This is a genomic window from Chryseobacterium subflavum, from assembly GCF_055762745.1.
In genome coordinates this window covers 1,058,807-1,074,526 of sequence record NZ_JBVTMR010000001.1, presented here as the reverse complement: position 1 = coordinate 1,074,526, position 15,720 = coordinate 1,058,807, and the positions used below count along the sequence as shown (strand labels likewise).

Genomic DNA, 15,720 nt, shown 5'->3' with positions numbered 1-15,720 from the left:
ATTATTATTTTTTCGCAATATGCATTTTTTTATTAATATCATCAAAGACATTAAGCGTTTTATCTAAATGTTCTTTTTCATGTCGCGCTGTTACCGTCATCCGGATACGGGCATCTTTTCTCGCTACGGCCGGATACATAATAGGATTCGTGTAAACTCCGTTTTCGATTAATATTCTACCGATATCCCACATTTTATTTTGATCTCCAATCTTTACCGGGATAATAGCAGAACAGGTAATTCCTGTATCCAATCCCAGATCATTAAGACCTGTTTTTAGATAATTGATATTTTCCCACAGTTTATCTTTCCAAATGGGTTCTTCGTCAACAAGATCAATTGCTTTTACTATTCCGGCGGAAGAAGGTGGCGCTGTAACAGAGAATATATGTTGTCTCGACTGAAACTTTAGGAATGATGCTATTTTTTTATTTGCAATAACATATCCTCCCAGGTTACCGAAAGTCTTACTCGAAGTTCCTGTTATAAAATCCACTTTATCCAATAAACCGTCATCCTCTAAAGCTCCTCTTCCTGTTTTTCCCAAAACTCCAACACCATGGGCATCATCTATCATAAGATAGGCATTGTATTTTTTCACAAGATCATATATTTCCTTGGCCCGTGAAGTATCACCCTCCTGAGAGTAGACTCCGTCAATGATAACGAGCTTTGTACGGTACATACTCTCAGACATCTTCAAAATATGTTCCAAAGCTTCCAAATTATTGTGAGGAAATGTTTTTTTATTGGTAAAAGCACATCCTTCATGTACGCTTGCATGCACTCCCATGTCCAGTATAGCAATATCTTCCTTCTGCATTAAAATCTGCAAAGTCGCACTATTAGCTGCATATCCGGTAGTAAACAAGACTACTTCGTCTTCATTCCTCCCAAAAAAGGCAGAGATTTTTTTTTCCAAAATATTATGATAATCAAAGTACCCCCCAATAAGCGGTGAGGCTCCTGTACCCGTACCATATTTTTCAATTCCTTCAATAGCTGCCTGCTTTACTTTAGGGTGTTGTGTAAACCCTAAATAATCACTTGATACAAAACTTACATACTCCTTATTGCGATCTGCAATGCTGATATTTAACACTGCATCGGCTGCTGAAGTATTTTTTAGCCTATAATTCATGTGTCCCCTGGTTTTCATGTGATCCAGGAATTCGTAAAAATATTCTGCCCTCTGAGCGATATCATAATCAGGAATATTCTCAAAATCCTTAAATGTCGCTGTTGTAAAATCGATACTCATCCTTTATATTATTAGTTGTTTAGCAGGCAAATATATAAATAATTCACTCTTCTTGATTTTAATTTTCATCGAAAATTTATTATAAATACCATATTTCGATCTTACCACTTAAAAATCAAATAATTTTACAACAAAATCCATTTATAATAATTAATTATAACATTTATAGGCTAAATACAGAGTCATACTGAAGAAAAAGAAAAAGGTGATTGCATAAAACAATCACCTTTTTTATCGGTTGAATAAGAGATCTACCTTGTTGTGTATCCTCCGTTTGCAAATATGGTCTGACCCGTAATCCACCATCCGTCACTTACCAAAAACTCTACAAGAGGTGCAATATCTTTTATATCTGTTAGCCCACCTAAAGCAGAAGCAGATTTATGATAATTAACAGCATCATCACTTTCCTGTCCGTAAAAGAACGGGGTATCCATTGGTCCCGGTGCAACAGCAGTTACAGAAATACCACGATCACCAAATTCTTTGGAAGCCATTCTCGTAAAGTGTTCTACCGGGGCTTTTGCTCCTGCATATGTGGAATACAATCCGGTATAAGCAGCCAGCAATGATGTAACGATCGTACATATTTTCCCGTGATCATTTAATTTCTTTCCAGCTTCCTGAATAAAGAAATATGCCACTTTGGAGTTGATGTTAAACATAGAATCATATTCTGCTTCTGTCGTTTCCACAAAAGGTTTCTTAAGAACCATACCTACAGTATTGATCGCAATGTCAATTCCACCGAAAGTTTTTATCGTTTCGTCGAATAATCTTGTGATGTTTTCAACTTTTGTAAGATCTCCCTGAAACAGGAAAGCTTCCGCTCCCAACGCTTTAACTTCATTTAAAGTCTTTTCACTTTCTGCTTTTGAACTTTCACTGTTGTAGTGAATAGCAAGCTTTGCTCCTTTTGAGGCAAAATCTCTGCTTAATAATCCACCAAGATTTTTTCCTCCTCCAGCGATTAAAACCACTTTTCCTTTTAAATCATTTTTTGACATAATTATGTTTCTTTTTAATTAGTTATGTCTTACAAATGTGAGCATTAGGAATAGTTTTTTTATGGTGAACTTTTTGGAACTTTTGTCTTTGTTCTTTTTCTGTATTCTCCAGGTGTAATTCCTGTAAATTTTTTAAAAAATTTTGAAAAGTTGGACGGATCATAAGTAAATATCCTGGCTATTTCAGCAATTGAAAAATCGCTTTGTGCAAGCATTACCTGTATCTGCTCTACGATTTTAGTATCATAAAAATAACAAGGATGATTCCCGGTTTCTTTCTTTACCGTATCTGTAAGGTGGGTGTGAGAAACAGCCAGGCTGTCCGCAATCTCATTCACTTCCATAAATTCAGATATATTGCCGGAAATAACATCCTGAATATGCCTATCTAAGAATACCATATAACTATTGGTGATTTCTTCTCCCCTCTTCAAATTTCTTACGTCTTTTTTCATATAAGTATCGTTATGTGTTTTACTAAAAATACCAATTTAAAAAGATATTACGCAAGTTTATGGTGAACTTTTCGGAAGATTAGCCTTCATTAATCAATGAAAGCTGTCATTGAATGCCTGTATTGAATTTTTTACTTTCAGCTTTTCAAGGATATTTTGCCTGTGACGGCTTACTGTATTTACACTAATAAAAAGTAAGTCTGCAATTTCCTTACTGGTAAAACCCTCTCCTACATATTTTAAAATTTCCATTTCTCTCTGCGATAAAATGTTTCTGTAATTGAGTTTATCCTCCGCAACAATCTTCCCCTTTATTGAATTAATGATCAGAAAGTCCGGAGGTAAAAGTATAGACTGATCAATAGCGATACTATAAAGACAGAGAGCAAATCTCAGTTTGTTATTGTAAGGAGAATAGAAATAAAACATACGGTGCTGCACAAAGACATATTCCCCATTCTTGTCTTTCATCCTTATTCTGGATAAAACGTTATAATGGGTTCTTTCTTCCGGCTTAAAAGAATCCACCAGCTTGAAAAATCTCAGTTCATGAATATATTTTTTAACCTTATCATCAGGATGTATTCTCTTCAGGATTTCCTCTTCCCAGATGGAATTTATGATTAGTGGCTCTATCTCCCTTTCCAATCCAAGTTCCAGGGCAGTATCGGATTTATAAACGTAGCTTCTGTTTTCCTGCATATCACTTAATACAGAGATGGTGTTTTCCATTTGGGTATACACTCTAGCTATGTTTTTATATACATCAATATCCAATAAACATTCACTGCTTTTATTTATCCCTTTAATCAGCAATGTTTCATTCAATGTTTCTACAATCTTCATAAAATGGTTATTTATCAGTATTGATGATACTATTGTTAAGTTTTACTTTTGCTAAATTAATAATTTACATTCAGTTATATATTGATATGAAAAGATATTTTGCATCATGAGGAGAATCATTTTAAGTTTTTGCACCCTATTGTTTATCAATACAACTTTCGCCCAGACATTAGAAAAAATGATGTGGTTTAATGAACCTGAAAAATGGGAGATTAAGGGCAATACATTGTCTATGTTTGTAACTCCGCAAAGTGATTATTGGAGAATCTCTCATTACGGCTTTACAGTAGATGATGCACCATTTTATTATACCACCTATGGTGGTGAATTTGAAGCTAAAGTAAAAATAAACGGAAACTACAAGGCCAGATTTGATCAGATGGGTTTGATGCTGAGAGTGGATAAAGAAAACTATATCAAAGCAGGGATCGAATTTGTAGACGGAAAGTATAATCTAAGTACGGTCGTTACTCATACGACGAGCGACTGGAGTGTCATTACCCTGGATAAAATCCCTTCAGCAATATGGATAAAGGCAGTAAGGAGACTGGATGCAGTAGAAGTATTTTATTCTTTCGACGATAAAAATTACATCATGATGCGCAATGCCCATCTACAGGACAATACTCCGGTAATGGTCGGGTTAATGGCTGCATGTCCTGACGGAGCAGGATTTAATGCTGTTTTCGAAAACTTTAAAGTTAAGCATTTACCTGATGAACGTCGTTTACAATGGCTTGACAATCATCAATAACGATTGAGTTACATTTCAATATACAGTCAATTTTTTAATACCTCCCATTTTTGGGAGGTTTTTCATTGACATATTGATATTTCAGTTTCATTTTTTCAATAAATTTCAGAAAATATATGGTAGCAATTAGGAACTAAACTAAATATATGTTTAACATTTTTTAAAGCTTTTATAAAAAGCGATCTCGGAAGCCTTCTTGTTCTTGAACCTGATTGACAAAATAATTTTTCTTCCAATCCAGGTTTTCCCTACCTCATAGGTCCAGATTTCATTATGCGGAAAATTAAAACCATCACCTATTTCTTCTACTATTTCACGACGTGTTTTTCCAAGCAAATGCTTAAATTTTTCTTTCATCATTGTTTTGTGTTTGCTGATTAGCATCAAAAAAGAGACCAAAAATATAAGCTTACTTCCTTCTTAAAAATCCATATAAATAATTAGTATGCAATTGATTAAACATATATTACTCTAACACAATCTACATGAATATATTTAATCAAAAACTTTGCTTCATTAAATAAAAGATAAGGCTGAAAATCTCTTCAAGAGGTTTCCAGCCTTAAACACTTGTACTTAAAAGTATGTTAAATATTGTTATGCTCTATAATTAATAAAGATTATCCTTCTAAAATGAACCTTATCGGGATTATAAAAGCAGTGTAGCAAAAATAAGACTCCCTTACTTTTTATTAAAATAAATTGCATAGAATAAAAAATCACAATACGTAGAAATAATTCTACATTAGCTATAGATTTTATTGGAAACCGGTAAGCAACCACAAACAATCATATAAAAAATTCTGAAAAAACTTTTTCCATCATTATTTATATATTTTGGTCAGATTTTTGAAGTGAAAAATTTAAACACAAATAATGGAATTGGTTTAAAAAATTCTAAACAAATTAAAAACTATTGCCAGATTATGATTTTTGAAGATGAATCCCACTACCAATTGCAGGATAAGCATAATTTATCATTTGTGAAAAATATCATTAATTTCCATGGAGATAAATCTCTTATATTAAATTCTCTGCAGAAAATAAGGAATTGTACTTTATGCGAAATGAAGAAAAGAATTATTGATAAATATATTAGCGATTACTCCGTTCACCTCAATCAAGATATTGAAACCGAAGAGTTTCACACCATCACGGAAGTGTATAAGCTTTCGCCTTCTTACGCGAGGCAGTCCTATCAAAAGGTATTAAAGGAAAACGAATATTTGCAGAGGCTTCTTTCCTCATTGAACATGGATTGATTAATGGGTATATCTTATTCTTTCTTCTTCAAGATCAATTCTCATCAGATGCTTTCTGATAATGTCTTCATCATAGCGGTCACCATGATTCTGATCTACCAGCCAGGTCCGTTGTTGGTTTAGGATAGCCATGTATGCAGATTTAACTTCCGGAGAAATCCTGATCTGAGCATCATCTCCTATTTTTCCCTGCCACTTGTCATGTATGTTTTGTAAGAAAGGACTTGTCTTCAACATTTCTCCATAATTATTCGTGATATGTTCAAGCGTATATTGAGCCATTTCTCTTTTAATTTGTTCATCGGCTTCTTCATCCGGAAGATGATCATTAAAGGAGGGCATATTTACTTTTCTGATTATAAAAGGCAGGGTCAGACCCTGAAGCAGTAATGTGGTCAATATAACAATGAAAGTAATAAATAAAATCAGGTTTCGCTGAGGAAAATCAGGACCACCAGGATATAACTTAATAGGTATTGAAAGTGCTGCTGCTAAAGAAACTACCCCACGCATTCCCGTCCATCCCATGATTAATGGAGCTTTGAATCCGGGACTTCTCTTATCCGCTACCGTAATATAATTTCTGGCAATAAGAGTAATGATCACGGCTCCATAAGCAGACAAAATCCGGACAACTATCAACACACCCGTTATTAAAAGGCCATATCCTATTGCTGCAGAAAGACTTACTCCTTCCAGTCCTGAAGTAATTTCAGGAAGGTCTAATCCGATTAGCACAAACACCAAACCGTTTAATACAAAGGCGAAACTTTCCCAAACATTGATTCCCCGTAAACGTGATGAAGCACTTAATACACGATGCCTGTGATTAGAGAGTAGCAGGCCGCCGCTCACTACCGCAAGTACACCGGAACTATGCACTTCTTCAGCACAGATGTACATAATGTAAGGGGCTACAATTGTAAGAATGGTATCCATATTGGCATCTGTAGGCAGGTATTTATGGCACTCCATGAAAATCCATCCTATGACCAGGCCGATTCCGAGTCCTCCTACAACCATCCAGGAAAAGCTTAACGCCGCTTCATGCCATACAAATTGCCCGGTAGCTACAGCTACCATTGCAAAACGTAAAATAATAAGAGAAGAAGCATCGTTTAAAAGGCTCTCCCCCTCCAGGATTGATGACATCCTTTTGGGAACTTTCACAAATTTAAGAATGGCACCTGCACTTACAGCATCCGGCGGAGAAACAATTCCTCCCAGCAAAAACCCTAATGCCAAAGAAAATCCGGGTATGAAATAATTCGCTACAAAAGCGACGGAAATTGCAGTAAGAAAAACAACAACGAAGGCAAAACTTCCGATAATGCGCCGCCATTTCCATAATTCCTTCCAGGAAATAGACCAGGCTGCCTCATAAAGCAAGGGTGGAAGAAAAATAATAAAGATAAGTTCCGGATCAACCTTTATGGCGGGAATACCGGGAATAAAACTAATCAGTAATCCTGCAATTACCAAAAGAACAGGATAAGCCACCTTTATTTTATTGGCCAGCATTATAAGTAATACGATAGCAACAATAAGTGACAGATAAAAGGGGAAATTTTCAATCATTTTATCATGTTTAGAAATACAATGATAATGATTTGCTGACTTTTAATCCAAAAAAAAAATTGAATTTATAAAACGTTTACAAGAGGTCATTCCTTAAAAAATCTAACATTTGTTTCTATTTCATCGCTTTTAAAACCGTAAAACAGAAATCACTGTTGATGATAAGAATTCCTTAGTCCGTTGATATTATTTAGAAGATATTCAAATTTAAAAAAGAGCTTTTTTAATCAGAGTGTGAAGAATTTATTTTTCATGATCGCTTATAACGATTTATATTATCAAAAATAAACGTTTTTCAAATTGAAAATTTATCTGGAAATTTGTATAATCCTTTATGGTTATGAAGTAAAGGAATATGTATCCCATGAACTTATCTGAAAAAGCAGAAAGAAAAAGCAAACGTTTTCATTACATTAAATTATGTATTTTTCTTTCCGGATTATCTGTATTTGCCCAACTTTATCTTTTCCAGCCATTGCTTCCTTTGGTAGCAGATCATTTCCATACGACCGTAGGAGACAGCTCTTTGCTCGTTTCTTCTTCTACAATAGGAATGGCAGCAGGCCTTTTTTTCTTTGCTTTTAATGCAGACAGCTATTCAAGAAAGGGATTAATGGCATTTTCCCTTCTGTCTTCAGCTGTTCTCACTATTATTTCGGCATGGATTCCAAGTCTTACCGTATTGATATTCATTGGCATTCTAAAAGGTTTTGTGATTTCCGGTGTGTCCGCGGTAGCTCTGGCCTATCTCACCGAGGAGGTCCATACATCTGTGGTTGCCCTGGCTATAAGTATGTATCTTAGCGGGAATACAATAGGAGGAATGAGCGGAAGAATATTGGCGACACTTCTTTCAGGAGAATTGGGTTGGCAGAAAGCAGTCCTGATCATAGGCATCGAGAGCCTTATCCTTGGTTTACTATTCTGGAGGCTTTTTCCCGGATCAAAATTTTTCAATCCGCAAAAAGTAGATTATCACCTTAAAATAAAACAGATGAAGAGATTCCTTACAGACTCTTATATGCTAAGGTTGTATTTTGTTGCGGCGCTGTTGATGGGAGCTTTTGTAAGTGTATATAATTATCTTACATTCCGTTTGGAAGCCGCTCCATTCTCGCTCAATCATTTTTATATTGCATTTATATTTTTGATGTATACATTCGGAGTGTTCGGAACGATGATTACCAGCCGTTTATCAAAGAGAACGGAACAGAAGAATATTCTGAAAGGATCAATATTATTTATGATTGCCGGCGTTATCCTTCTTCTTTCGGAAAATATCTACATTGTTATTTTCGGACTCGGATTATTTACACTTTCTTTTTTTGCGGCCCATACTATGGCGAGCCAAATGACAGCGCTCCGTGCAAAAGAAGGAAAATCTTCTGCAACTTCTATGTATTGGCTATTTTATTATTTTGGTTCCAGTATTCTAGGGAGTGGCACCGGTTATTTACTACACGGCACTTCGTGGAGTTATTTTATCATATTCCTTATTGTAGCTATACTTACAGCCTTTCTGCTTGCATCCTTAAAATTTAACAATATCCACAAAGTATCGTAAGTAATAATCATTTATTTCAAGTAATATTTTATAATCCATAAATATTAACCTAATACATTAACATATATTTAAATAAAATATATTCTGTCAGGCATAGTATTTGCAACTCTATTTATTAACACACATCATTTTTAATAACCTCCTTAACACTAAATATTATGAACGTTGCAGACTTAAAGATTAGAAATTTAGTTGAGTACAAAAATCAAATTTTCACAATCACAGAGATCTTCCAAAATAATGCAAAAGATTATTTTGTAAAAATTGAAAATGATATCCAAAGTATCTCTGCCCCGGCTGATGCCATCAATCCAATCCAGATCACTGAAGAATGGCTGGAAGAATTCGGTTTTTCAAGAACATACAGTTCTGAACAACGCATCCGGTATGAGCGACCGGAAGAGTTTATTAAATATGACATCGATCTGAGCCCCAAAAAAATCGTAGAAGGTTTAAAGATTTACGGCAACTCAATCCGGTGCAGATACATTCATGAGTTTCAGAATATTTTTTCATGCCTTTTCGGAAAAGAGGCCTTTACACGAATGCAATATCACCAATAATGTAAACATAACAACTATATATAAATCCACAGCTTTCTGAAGCTGTGGATTTTTTTGTTTCTGTTTTATCCCATTTATTTTCTTAAAGGCTTAAATGCCGACCGGAGTTCCTGTGCAAAAATCTGGGGCTCTTCCCAGGATGCAAAGTGTCCTCCTTTTGTAACTTCATTAAAATACATCAGGTTAGGATATGCCTTTTCTGCCCATGTTTTGGGAGCCTGATAAATTTCTCCGGGAAATACAGTAATGGCTACAGGCACTTTGATGTCTCTTGTTTTCTGCTCTACGACATTAAAATTGTTATTATTATTTTCCCAGTATAGTTGTGCAGATGAAACAGCGGTATCCGTGAACCAATATAAACTGATATCATCAAGCATCTCATCTTTCGTCAGGGATTTTTCAGCATTTCCACCACTGTATGTCCATTCATTGAATTTATCCAGGAAAAAAGAGGCTAGTCCTGCAGGTGAATCTGTTAGTCCATAACCAAGTGTCTGAGGACGTGTTACCATCATTGCAGCATAACCACCGCCGCGGGTATATAATTTATTCAATGAGGCAAAAGCTGCTTTTTCTTTTTCTGACAAACTTTCAGGTGCCGGGCCTCCCGCTTTTAGAATATCAGCTATTTCTGCAGGCACAGTTGCAGGCATATTGACATGGATTCCCAGAAGCCCTTCCGGAGCCTGACGGCCCATCGCATCGGCAATAACCGCACCCCAATCTCCTCCCTGGGCTACATAATGATGATAACCCAGACGTTTCATCAGAACATCCCAGCTTTTGCCTATCCTTTCAACATCCCAACCTGTTGTTTTAGGTTTTTCTGAAAACCCGTAACCAGGCATAGAAGGAATTATTACATCAAAAGCGTCTTCAGCTTTTCCACCATATTTTACAGGATCTGTAAGAGGTTCAATGGCTTTTAATTCTTCAAATACAGACCCTGGCCAACCATGCGTAATAATCAAAGGCATTGCATTTTTATATTTCGACCGTACATGAATGAAATGAATATCCAACCCATCTATTTTAGTTATATACTGTGGATAGGCATTTAGTTTATTTTCCGCCTTATGCCAGTCATAACTATTTCCCCAGTATTTTACAAGATCCTGAATCTGGTTTAGTCTTACTCCTTGTGACTGGTCTGTTACCGTCTCTTTACCTGGCCATCTGGTCGCATTGATCCGCTGGCGAAGTTCTTTGATGGCAGTTTTGGGAATACGTACATGGTAAGGGCGGATGGTTTCAGTTTCTTTTGTTGTATTCTGTGCAAAAGATGTTGCTGATAATAACATAAATACACCTGCAGTAATAGTCGTTTTTAAATTGTTTGCTTTTGTTTCCATTGTTTTGATTTTAAGAAGTTGATTTTTTAATTATTTTTTCGGCAAATGTATTGTGCTGCTCGTCGCAGATCAATCATCATCAGGTCCAATAAGACTAAATGAACGATAAACCGGTCATTTCAAAACTTAAAATCTACACCCGCTTTTTGAGTACTTATTCTGATCATTATTTTCTGCTCTAATCATAGTATATCCTTCAAAATTGTTCTTCCTAAAACCCCTGAAAAATATCCCAGATCCTATTTGCCCGCCTCATCCTCCAAAATGTCTGTTTCACCCTTATGAAGCTGGTAACCGAAGAAGATTCAGACTTTCTTTGCAAAGTATTTCAACAATTATTAACTAAAATTTACACTCATGAACAATGATCAAAAAACAGCAGAAATAGTAAAAGTACTCTATACTGCGAAAACAAAAACTACGGGAGGACGACAAGGCAACGCTAAAAGTGATGATGGAAATCTGGATCTGTTATTATCTCCTCCGGGATCAAAAATGGCGGGGACAAATCCGGAACAGTTATTTGCTGCAGGATGGTCCGCCTGCTATATCGGAGCTTTAGGTCTTGCTGCCAAAAAATTGGGAGTACTAATCCCTTCTGAGACTTATGTGGATGCCGAAGTAGATCTGGGAATGAATGGGGAAGACTTCCTTTTACAGGCCCGGCTTTCTATTGCTCTTCCTGGTTTGGAAAGAGAGATTGCACAGCAATTAACAGAACTCGCTCATCAGACCTGCCCCTATTCTAAGGCAATACACGGTAATATCAAGGTAAGTACTACTCTTATTTAAAAAGAAAATCCACAACATTGAAGTTGTGGATTTTTTTAGAATTTAATCAATTTACCTTTTTAGTTTTAAGATGTAATCCATCCGATATCATCTCGAGTTCATAAACTCCTGTATCTTTGTTTAAGGTAAATATCAGTCCGTCATTTGAGGCAGGATCAAAAAAGAATGTAAATTCAGAATCAGGGACACCTTCTGAGGTCTCGCCATCTTTGTTAGTAATGTACAATTTTCCCTCCTTAATGGTAATGACTAAATATTGAGATTGGTCGATTTCGAGAATGTATTTTCCTTCATACCGCTTCATTACATTTTCAGATAGACTAATCTTTTGTCTTTTTATTGCTCGAGGAACATGGTATGCTTTTCCTTCAAATATCTTCACGATATCTTGCGTCACCTGTTGAAAAGGAACTCCGGTGTAGTTGCTTAGAAAAATGAAATCAAATCCGGTTTTCCGGTTTTTATAAAAATAAGCCCGGTATCCAGGTCTGCCGCCAGCTTGTGCCAATACATCATTTTCGTCAAACAATTCTTTAATAAGATCTTTTTGAAGATGTTTACCATTAAAACCTTCTTGGGAGAAATGGAAAAGATCATCAATCGTTGAAGCGTAATTGCCGGTTTCAAACCGATCGAGTTCCTTTGCAGAAGCTTTAATTATTTTCCCATCTTCTATATCAAATCCATTCACAAAATTTTTAATCGGACTCTTACCATTATATTCATTGGTATTGTGAAGACCAATAGGGTCAAATATTTCTTTTTTTATGAATTTTAGATAACCCTCAGAAGCTACTTTGTTAATAATGTTATGCAATAATAAAAATCCAATATTGGAGTATAATGTCTGGGATCCGGGTTCAAATAAAAGTTTTTCCTTTTTAGCCAATTCAATGATCTGGTCACCGGATAATTTATCAAACTTTTCATAATCTGTAATTTCCCTTGGTAAGCCAGACTGATGCTGCATAAGATGCCGGATGGTGATTTTTTCTCCTTCCGGAAAACCAGACAAAAACTTTGACAAATGATCGTTAAGCGATATTTTGTTCTGTTCTACCAATTTCAGGATTCCATATTTTACAAAAACCTTTGAAACAGAAGCAATAATAAATGTACTGTTTCTATTGATCAGCATATCCCTAGGTCCGTTTTGTAAATTGTGTGTTTTATTGAGAAGCACCACTCCATTTTTTGCAATTATAACATTTCCATTAAACTGCCTTAGAGCTGTAAGAGATGAAAAATATTCATCTGCTTCCTTTTTTATTGTAGTATTTTCCACACCTACATTTAGTTGCGAACCTTCCTGACTAAAACCCAGTGAAAAGAACAGTAAAAAAAGCATCAGCGAAAATTGATATTTCATAATTATTGGTTTTTTGGTGGTAAAAGGCTTTACGAATAATCCGATTTAAAGTTAGAAAAATATAGTAATAAGTTTATTTTTTTACCTGTACCCAGCCTTATCCAAATCCTCTATTTTGATACTAAAATATCTTCCTAAGCTGTATTCCATTTAAAATGGCTTCGCCTTCATGAGGAATAAAACCAACTGTTATTCCCTGTCCTCTATTTACCAAAATAGTAGTTTTTGTACTGTATGCTGTAATAGGAGCAAGATGATTATCGTCTGAAAGATTTTCAAGAAAAATAAAACCATTCAGGGAAACATCAAATTTCCGAGTATATCCCAACTTATTTTCTGACCGGGTATTGCTTTCAAGGTTATACACCAACTTTTCCTGTTCCGTAGGGGTAAGGAGCTCCGCAAAGTGCAGTGTAATTTCGTAAAGTCCGTCAGGGACATCAGCTTTAAAGCTTTTCAGACCAACACGCTGTGTTTCATACATTGCATCATAAGCAGTTCCCAGTATATTTCTTCTTGAACCGTACTTTTCACTTTTTTCATCTTCCCGATACACTTTTCCGCCTACATATCCCCAGCTTCCCGGTTTATACTCCTGCTCAGGCACCCAGCTTTCTTTCGTTACTTCATCTTCAAACATTCTCTGATCTCCCAAACTTACATTTAAAGTTGTAAATGTATTTTCCGTATTTTTCAACTGATTGGCAATTACATGAAAATCAATGGCTATAAGATCTTCGTCACCTCTGTCCGTAACAGCTTTGAGGGTGTTAAGTCCATTTTTAAAACTGCATGCAAAGACAGCTTTCCCGTCTTTCACATTTTGTATGCCAATCAATTGTCCGTTATTCCAAAGCTTCACTTCTTTCTGATTGCTATACACTGTTACCGGTTGAGTGGCTTCTGTATTACTTCCGGGGTCCGCCTGCTGTGCCCGGTACAACCAGTCCGAGCCTCCAATTTTCACAAAAGGCTGTTGAGCCAATGCTGCTTTGTATATGAAATAGCTGTCTTTTGGTTTTCGGTCCGTCGTAAGTAATCCTTTGTTGTTAATATGAGGAACGGCTTCCTGACGGCTTTCGTTTCCAAACTCTGCAAGATTCCATACAATGGCACCTGCAATGAAGGCGTATTTTTTAATGATCTTAAGATAGGATTCATGATAAAGATTAGCATATTCCTGGGTTTTATCAAAAATTACAGGGCTGAAACTGTGAAGCCGGTAATCTGAATCTGCTCCGAACTCGGAAATAATCAAAGGTTTTAAAGGAAATTCTTTATGATGCTTTAAAACAAAAGTTTCAAAGTCTCCGAATTTCCCTCCATACCATCCCTGATATAAATTCCATCCCGCGATTTTAGGTATATCGATAAGTCCAACTTTTTTATATAAATCGAAATCTCCGTGAAATGCAATCATAGTATATCTTTCCTTATCTTCATCCCGGCAGAGATTTTCCATTTTCAGAGCAAGCTCATGAAGATTTTTCCAATACTTTTCTCTTTCCGGTGTTTTGTCCTTATACAAGGGCTGAATAAGAACCTCATTCATATAACTCCATATAACTACGCTCGGATGATTATAATTCTGCCGTATCATTTCACGTTGCATATCGAGCATATTATGAGTGTAAACTTCACTTTCGGTGATCTGATTGTTACCCGGTGTTTCCACAGCAGTTAATATTCCAAGGCGATCACATGCTTCCATAACAGCAGGATCCTGGGGATAATGAGAAACCCTTAAAAAATTTCCACCCATATCCTTCAGCCATTGCACATCATTGATATGCAAGGCGTCGGAAAGAGCAGATCCCATGCCTTTAAAATCCTGATGCCTGCTTGCTCCCATAATTTTATAGGGTTTACCGTTCAGATAAAATCCTTTTTCAGCATCGAAATGATACCATCTAAAACCTAAAGGATTGACCACCTCGTCATATACGATCTCATTTTTTGCATCTCTCAATACATTCACAACTTTATACAGGTAAGGATTTTCAGGACTCCATAAATTTGGTTTTTTGATGTTTTTTACCTGAACCGTAAAGCTTCCATCCTTATCAGGATCCGTTTCAGAAACGGCGACCTCTTTGCCTTCTTTATCATAAATCGTTGTTGTAATTTTAACCTTTTTGCTGACAGAAACTTTCCCCCTGATCTGAACACTGGCAGATTCTTCACTTACGGAAGGAGTAGAAATAAACACACCGCTACTTGCATAATTATCCATATCGAAATGGTTTTTGTCTACTGCAATGAGATAGACATCCCGGTAAATACCACCATATACGCTGAAATCTCCTCCAAGCGGGGGAATATCAGGATCATGGCTGTTATCCACTTTTACCCTGATTGTATTTTTTCCTTCGTTTAAAAGGCTGGTAATATTGAAACTAAATGCAAGATAAGATCCTCGATGTACCCCCGCCCTTTTACCATTTACAAATACTTCTGCAACCTGGCTGGCCCCTTCAAAATAGAGGTATATGTTTTTATCCTTCCAACCCTCAGGAATGTACAATTCTTTCTGGTACCATCCTATTCCCCGATAGTACCCGGGTTCATCATCCATAACATCTTCAACATTCCATGTATGGGGAATATTTACCTGCTCCCAATATCCTTTTTTATTATCATCTTTTTCAACTCCTCTGTGAAATTGCCAGGAAGTATTAATACTTTGCTTGATCCTTTGTGAAAAAGACACAAACGGAATTAATGACAGGAATACTATAATCAGATTTCTTATCGAATAGGTCATACTTCGGGATTTTGGAAATAATTATTTGTTACAATGTAATTATTGTCTCAAATAGAGACAAATACAAATTTAATAGAAATTATCGTGCTTTAGTTTTTTTTCTTTCTTTTAGTTAATTCACATTTTAATATAAAAACCATTCTTATATTT

General features: G+C 35.9%; 14 protein-coding genes. 5 read left to right on the top strand and 9 right to left on the bottom strand.

Annotation, left to right across the window (positions count from 1 at the left end):
- Positions 1 to 4 precede the first annotated feature (4 nt).
- The 4 genes from AC0INN_RS04520 to AC0INN_RS04505 form a co-directional block, all read right to left on the bottom strand.
- The gene (locus AC0INN_RS04520; RefSeq protein ID WP_172283369.1) at positions 5 to 1,261 is read right to left on the bottom strand and encodes an aminotransferase class I/II-fold pyridoxal phosphate-dependent enzyme; all 1,257 of its coding nucleotides are present in this window, start codon (positions 1,259 to 1,261) and stop codon (positions 5 to 7) included.
- Positions 1,262 to 1,512: 251 nt separating this feature from the next.
- Positions 1,513 to 2,268: an SDR family oxidoreductase gene (locus AC0INN_RS04515; RefSeq protein ID WP_172283370.1), complete on the bottom strand. Its 756-nt coding sequence runs from the start codon at positions 2,266 to 2,268 to the stop codon at positions 1,513 to 1,515.
- A 59-nt stretch (positions 2,269 to 2,327) separates the two neighbouring features.
- Positions 2,328 to 2,723, bottom strand: a complete 396-nt coding sequence (locus tag AC0INN_RS04510; protein WP_306611964.1) for a helix-turn-helix domain-containing protein — start codon at positions 2,721 to 2,723, stop codon at positions 2,328 to 2,330.
- 93 nt (positions 2,724 to 2,816) lie between these two features.
- Positions 2,817 to 3,569 (bottom strand): response regulator transcription factor, encoded by a 753-nt coding sequence (locus AC0INN_RS04505; RefSeq protein WP_306611962.1) that lies wholly within the window; start codon positions 3,567 to 3,569, stop codon positions 2,817 to 2,819.
- 106 nt (positions 3,570 to 3,675) lie between these two features.
- Here AC0INN_RS04505 and AC0INN_RS04500 point away from each other — a divergent pair, with 106 nt between their 5' ends.
- Entirely contained in the window at positions 3,676 to 4,323 is a 648-nt protein-coding gene (locus AC0INN_RS04500) for a DUF1349 domain-containing protein (RefSeq protein WP_172283374.1), read from the top strand.
- 150 nt (positions 4,324 to 4,473) lie between these two features.
- Here the strand turns inward: AC0INN_RS04500 and AC0INN_RS04495 are convergent, their stop codons facing one another.
- Positions 4,474 to 4,683, bottom strand: coding sequence for a hypothetical protein (locus tag AC0INN_RS04495; protein ID WP_228457038.1), 210 nt, complete (start codon positions 4,681 to 4,683; stop codon positions 4,474 to 4,476).
- A gap of 566 nt (positions 4,684 to 5,249) precedes the next feature.
- Here AC0INN_RS04495 and AC0INN_RS04490 point away from each other — a divergent pair.
- Positions 5,250 to 5,585, top strand: coding sequence for a hypothetical protein (locus AC0INN_RS04490; protein WP_273647790.1), 336 nt, complete (start codon positions 5,250 to 5,252; stop codon positions 5,583 to 5,585).
- Here the strand turns inward: AC0INN_RS04490 and AC0INN_RS04485 are convergent, their stop codons facing one another.
- Entirely contained in the window at positions 5,586 to 7,163 is a 1,578-nt protein-coding gene (locus AC0INN_RS04485; RefSeq protein ID WP_273647789.1) for a Na+/H+ antiporter, read from the bottom strand.
- Positions 7,164 to 7,527: 364 nt separating this feature from the next.
- Between AC0INN_RS04485 and AC0INN_RS04480 the strand changes: the two genes are divergently transcribed.
- Complete coding sequence (locus AC0INN_RS04480; RefSeq protein WP_273647788.1) at positions 7,528 to 8,727, top strand: MFS transporter; 1,200 nt, start codon at positions 7,528 to 7,530, stop codon at positions 8,725 to 8,727.
- 158 nt (positions 8,728 to 8,885) lie between these two features.
- Positions 8,886 to 9,290 carry a hypothetical protein gene (locus tag AC0INN_RS04475; protein WP_172283382.1) on the top strand — a complete coding sequence of 135 codons (405 nt, stop codon included), beginning with the start codon at positions 8,886 to 8,888 and terminating at the stop codon, positions 9,288 to 9,290.
- A gap of 74 nt (positions 9,291 to 9,364) precedes the next feature.
- Here the strand turns inward: AC0INN_RS04475 and AC0INN_RS04470 are convergent, their stop codons facing one another.
- On the bottom strand, positions 9,365 to 10,645 hold the full coding sequence (locus AC0INN_RS04470; RefSeq protein ID WP_273647787.1) for an epoxide hydrolase family protein: 1,281 nt from the start codon (positions 10,643 to 10,645) through the stop codon (positions 9,365 to 9,367).
- 357 nt (positions 10,646 to 11,002) lie between these two features.
- Here AC0INN_RS04470 and AC0INN_RS04465 point away from each other — a divergent pair, with 357 nt between their 5' ends.
- On the top strand, positions 11,003 to 11,437 hold the full coding sequence (locus tag AC0INN_RS04465) for an organic hydroperoxide resistance protein (protein ID WP_273647786.1): 435 nt from the start codon (positions 11,003 to 11,005) through the stop codon (positions 11,435 to 11,437).
- 46 nt (positions 11,438 to 11,483) lie between these two features.
- Here AC0INN_RS04465 and AC0INN_RS04460 read toward each other — a convergent pair whose 3' ends face one another.
- Complete coding sequence (locus AC0INN_RS04460; RefSeq protein ID WP_306611956.1) at positions 11,484 to 12,806, bottom strand: serine hydrolase domain-containing protein; 1,323 nt, start codon at positions 12,804 to 12,806, stop codon at positions 11,484 to 11,486.
- A 121-nt stretch (positions 12,807 to 12,927) separates the two neighbouring features.
- Positions 12,928 to 15,570 (bottom strand): glycoside hydrolase family 2 TIM barrel-domain containing protein, encoded by a 2,643-nt coding sequence (locus tag AC0INN_RS04455; protein WP_306611954.1) that lies wholly within the window; start codon positions 15,568 to 15,570, stop codon positions 12,928 to 12,930.
- Positions 15,571 to 15,720 lie beyond the last annotated feature (150 nt).

Excerpts from the sequence above, each read along its gene's own strand:
- AC0INN_RS04520 (WP_172283369.1), bottom strand. The coding sequence starts at position 1,261 with ATGAGTATCGATTTTACAACAGCGACATTTAAGGATTTTGAGAATATT.
- AC0INN_RS04515 (WP_172283370.1), bottom strand. The coding sequence starts at position 2,268 with ATGTCAAAAAATGATTTAAAAGGAAAAGTGGTTTTAATCGCTGGAGGA.
- AC0INN_RS04510 (WP_306611964.1), bottom strand. The coding sequence starts at position 2,723 with ATGAAAAAAGACGTAAGAAATTTGAAGAGGGGAGAAGAAATCACCAAT.
- AC0INN_RS04505 (WP_306611962.1), bottom strand. The coding sequence starts at position 3,569 with ATGAAGATTGTAGAAACATTGAATGAAACATTGCTGATTAAAGGGATA.
- AC0INN_RS04500 (WP_172283374.1), top strand. The coding sequence starts at position 3,676 with ATGAGGAGAATCATTTTAAGTTTTTGCACCCTATTGTTTATCAATACA.
- AC0INN_RS04495 (WP_228457038.1), bottom strand. The coding sequence starts at position 4,683 with ATGATGAAAGAAAAATTTAAGCATTTGCTTGGAAAAACACGTCGTGAA.
- AC0INN_RS04490 (WP_273647790.1), top strand. The coding sequence starts at position 5,250 with ATGATTTTTGAAGATGAATCCCACTACCAATTGCAGGATAAGCATAAT.
- AC0INN_RS04485 (WP_273647789.1), bottom strand. The coding sequence starts at position 7,163 with ATGATTGAAAATTTCCCCTTTTATCTGTCACTTATTGTTGCTATCGTA.
- AC0INN_RS04480 (WP_273647788.1), top strand. The coding sequence starts at position 7,528 with ATGAACTTATCTGAAAAAGCAGAAAGAAAAAGCAAACGTTTTCATTAC.
- AC0INN_RS04475 (WP_172283382.1), top strand. The coding sequence starts at position 8,886 with ATGAACGTTGCAGACTTAAAGATTAGAAATTTAGTTGAGTACAAAAAT.
- AC0INN_RS04470 (WP_273647787.1), bottom strand. The coding sequence starts at position 10,645 with ATGGAAACAAAAGCAAACAATTTAAAAACGACTATTACTGCAGGTGTA.
- AC0INN_RS04465 (WP_273647786.1), top strand. The coding sequence starts at position 11,003 with ATGAACAATGATCAAAAAACAGCAGAAATAGTAAAAGTACTCTATACT.
- AC0INN_RS04460 (WP_306611956.1), bottom strand. The coding sequence starts at position 12,806 with ATGAAATATCAATTTTCGCTGATGCTTTTTTTACTGTTCTTTTCACTG.
- AC0INN_RS04455 (WP_306611954.1), bottom strand. The coding sequence starts at position 15,570 with ATGACCTATTCGATAAGAAATCTGATTATAGTATTCCTGTCATTAATT.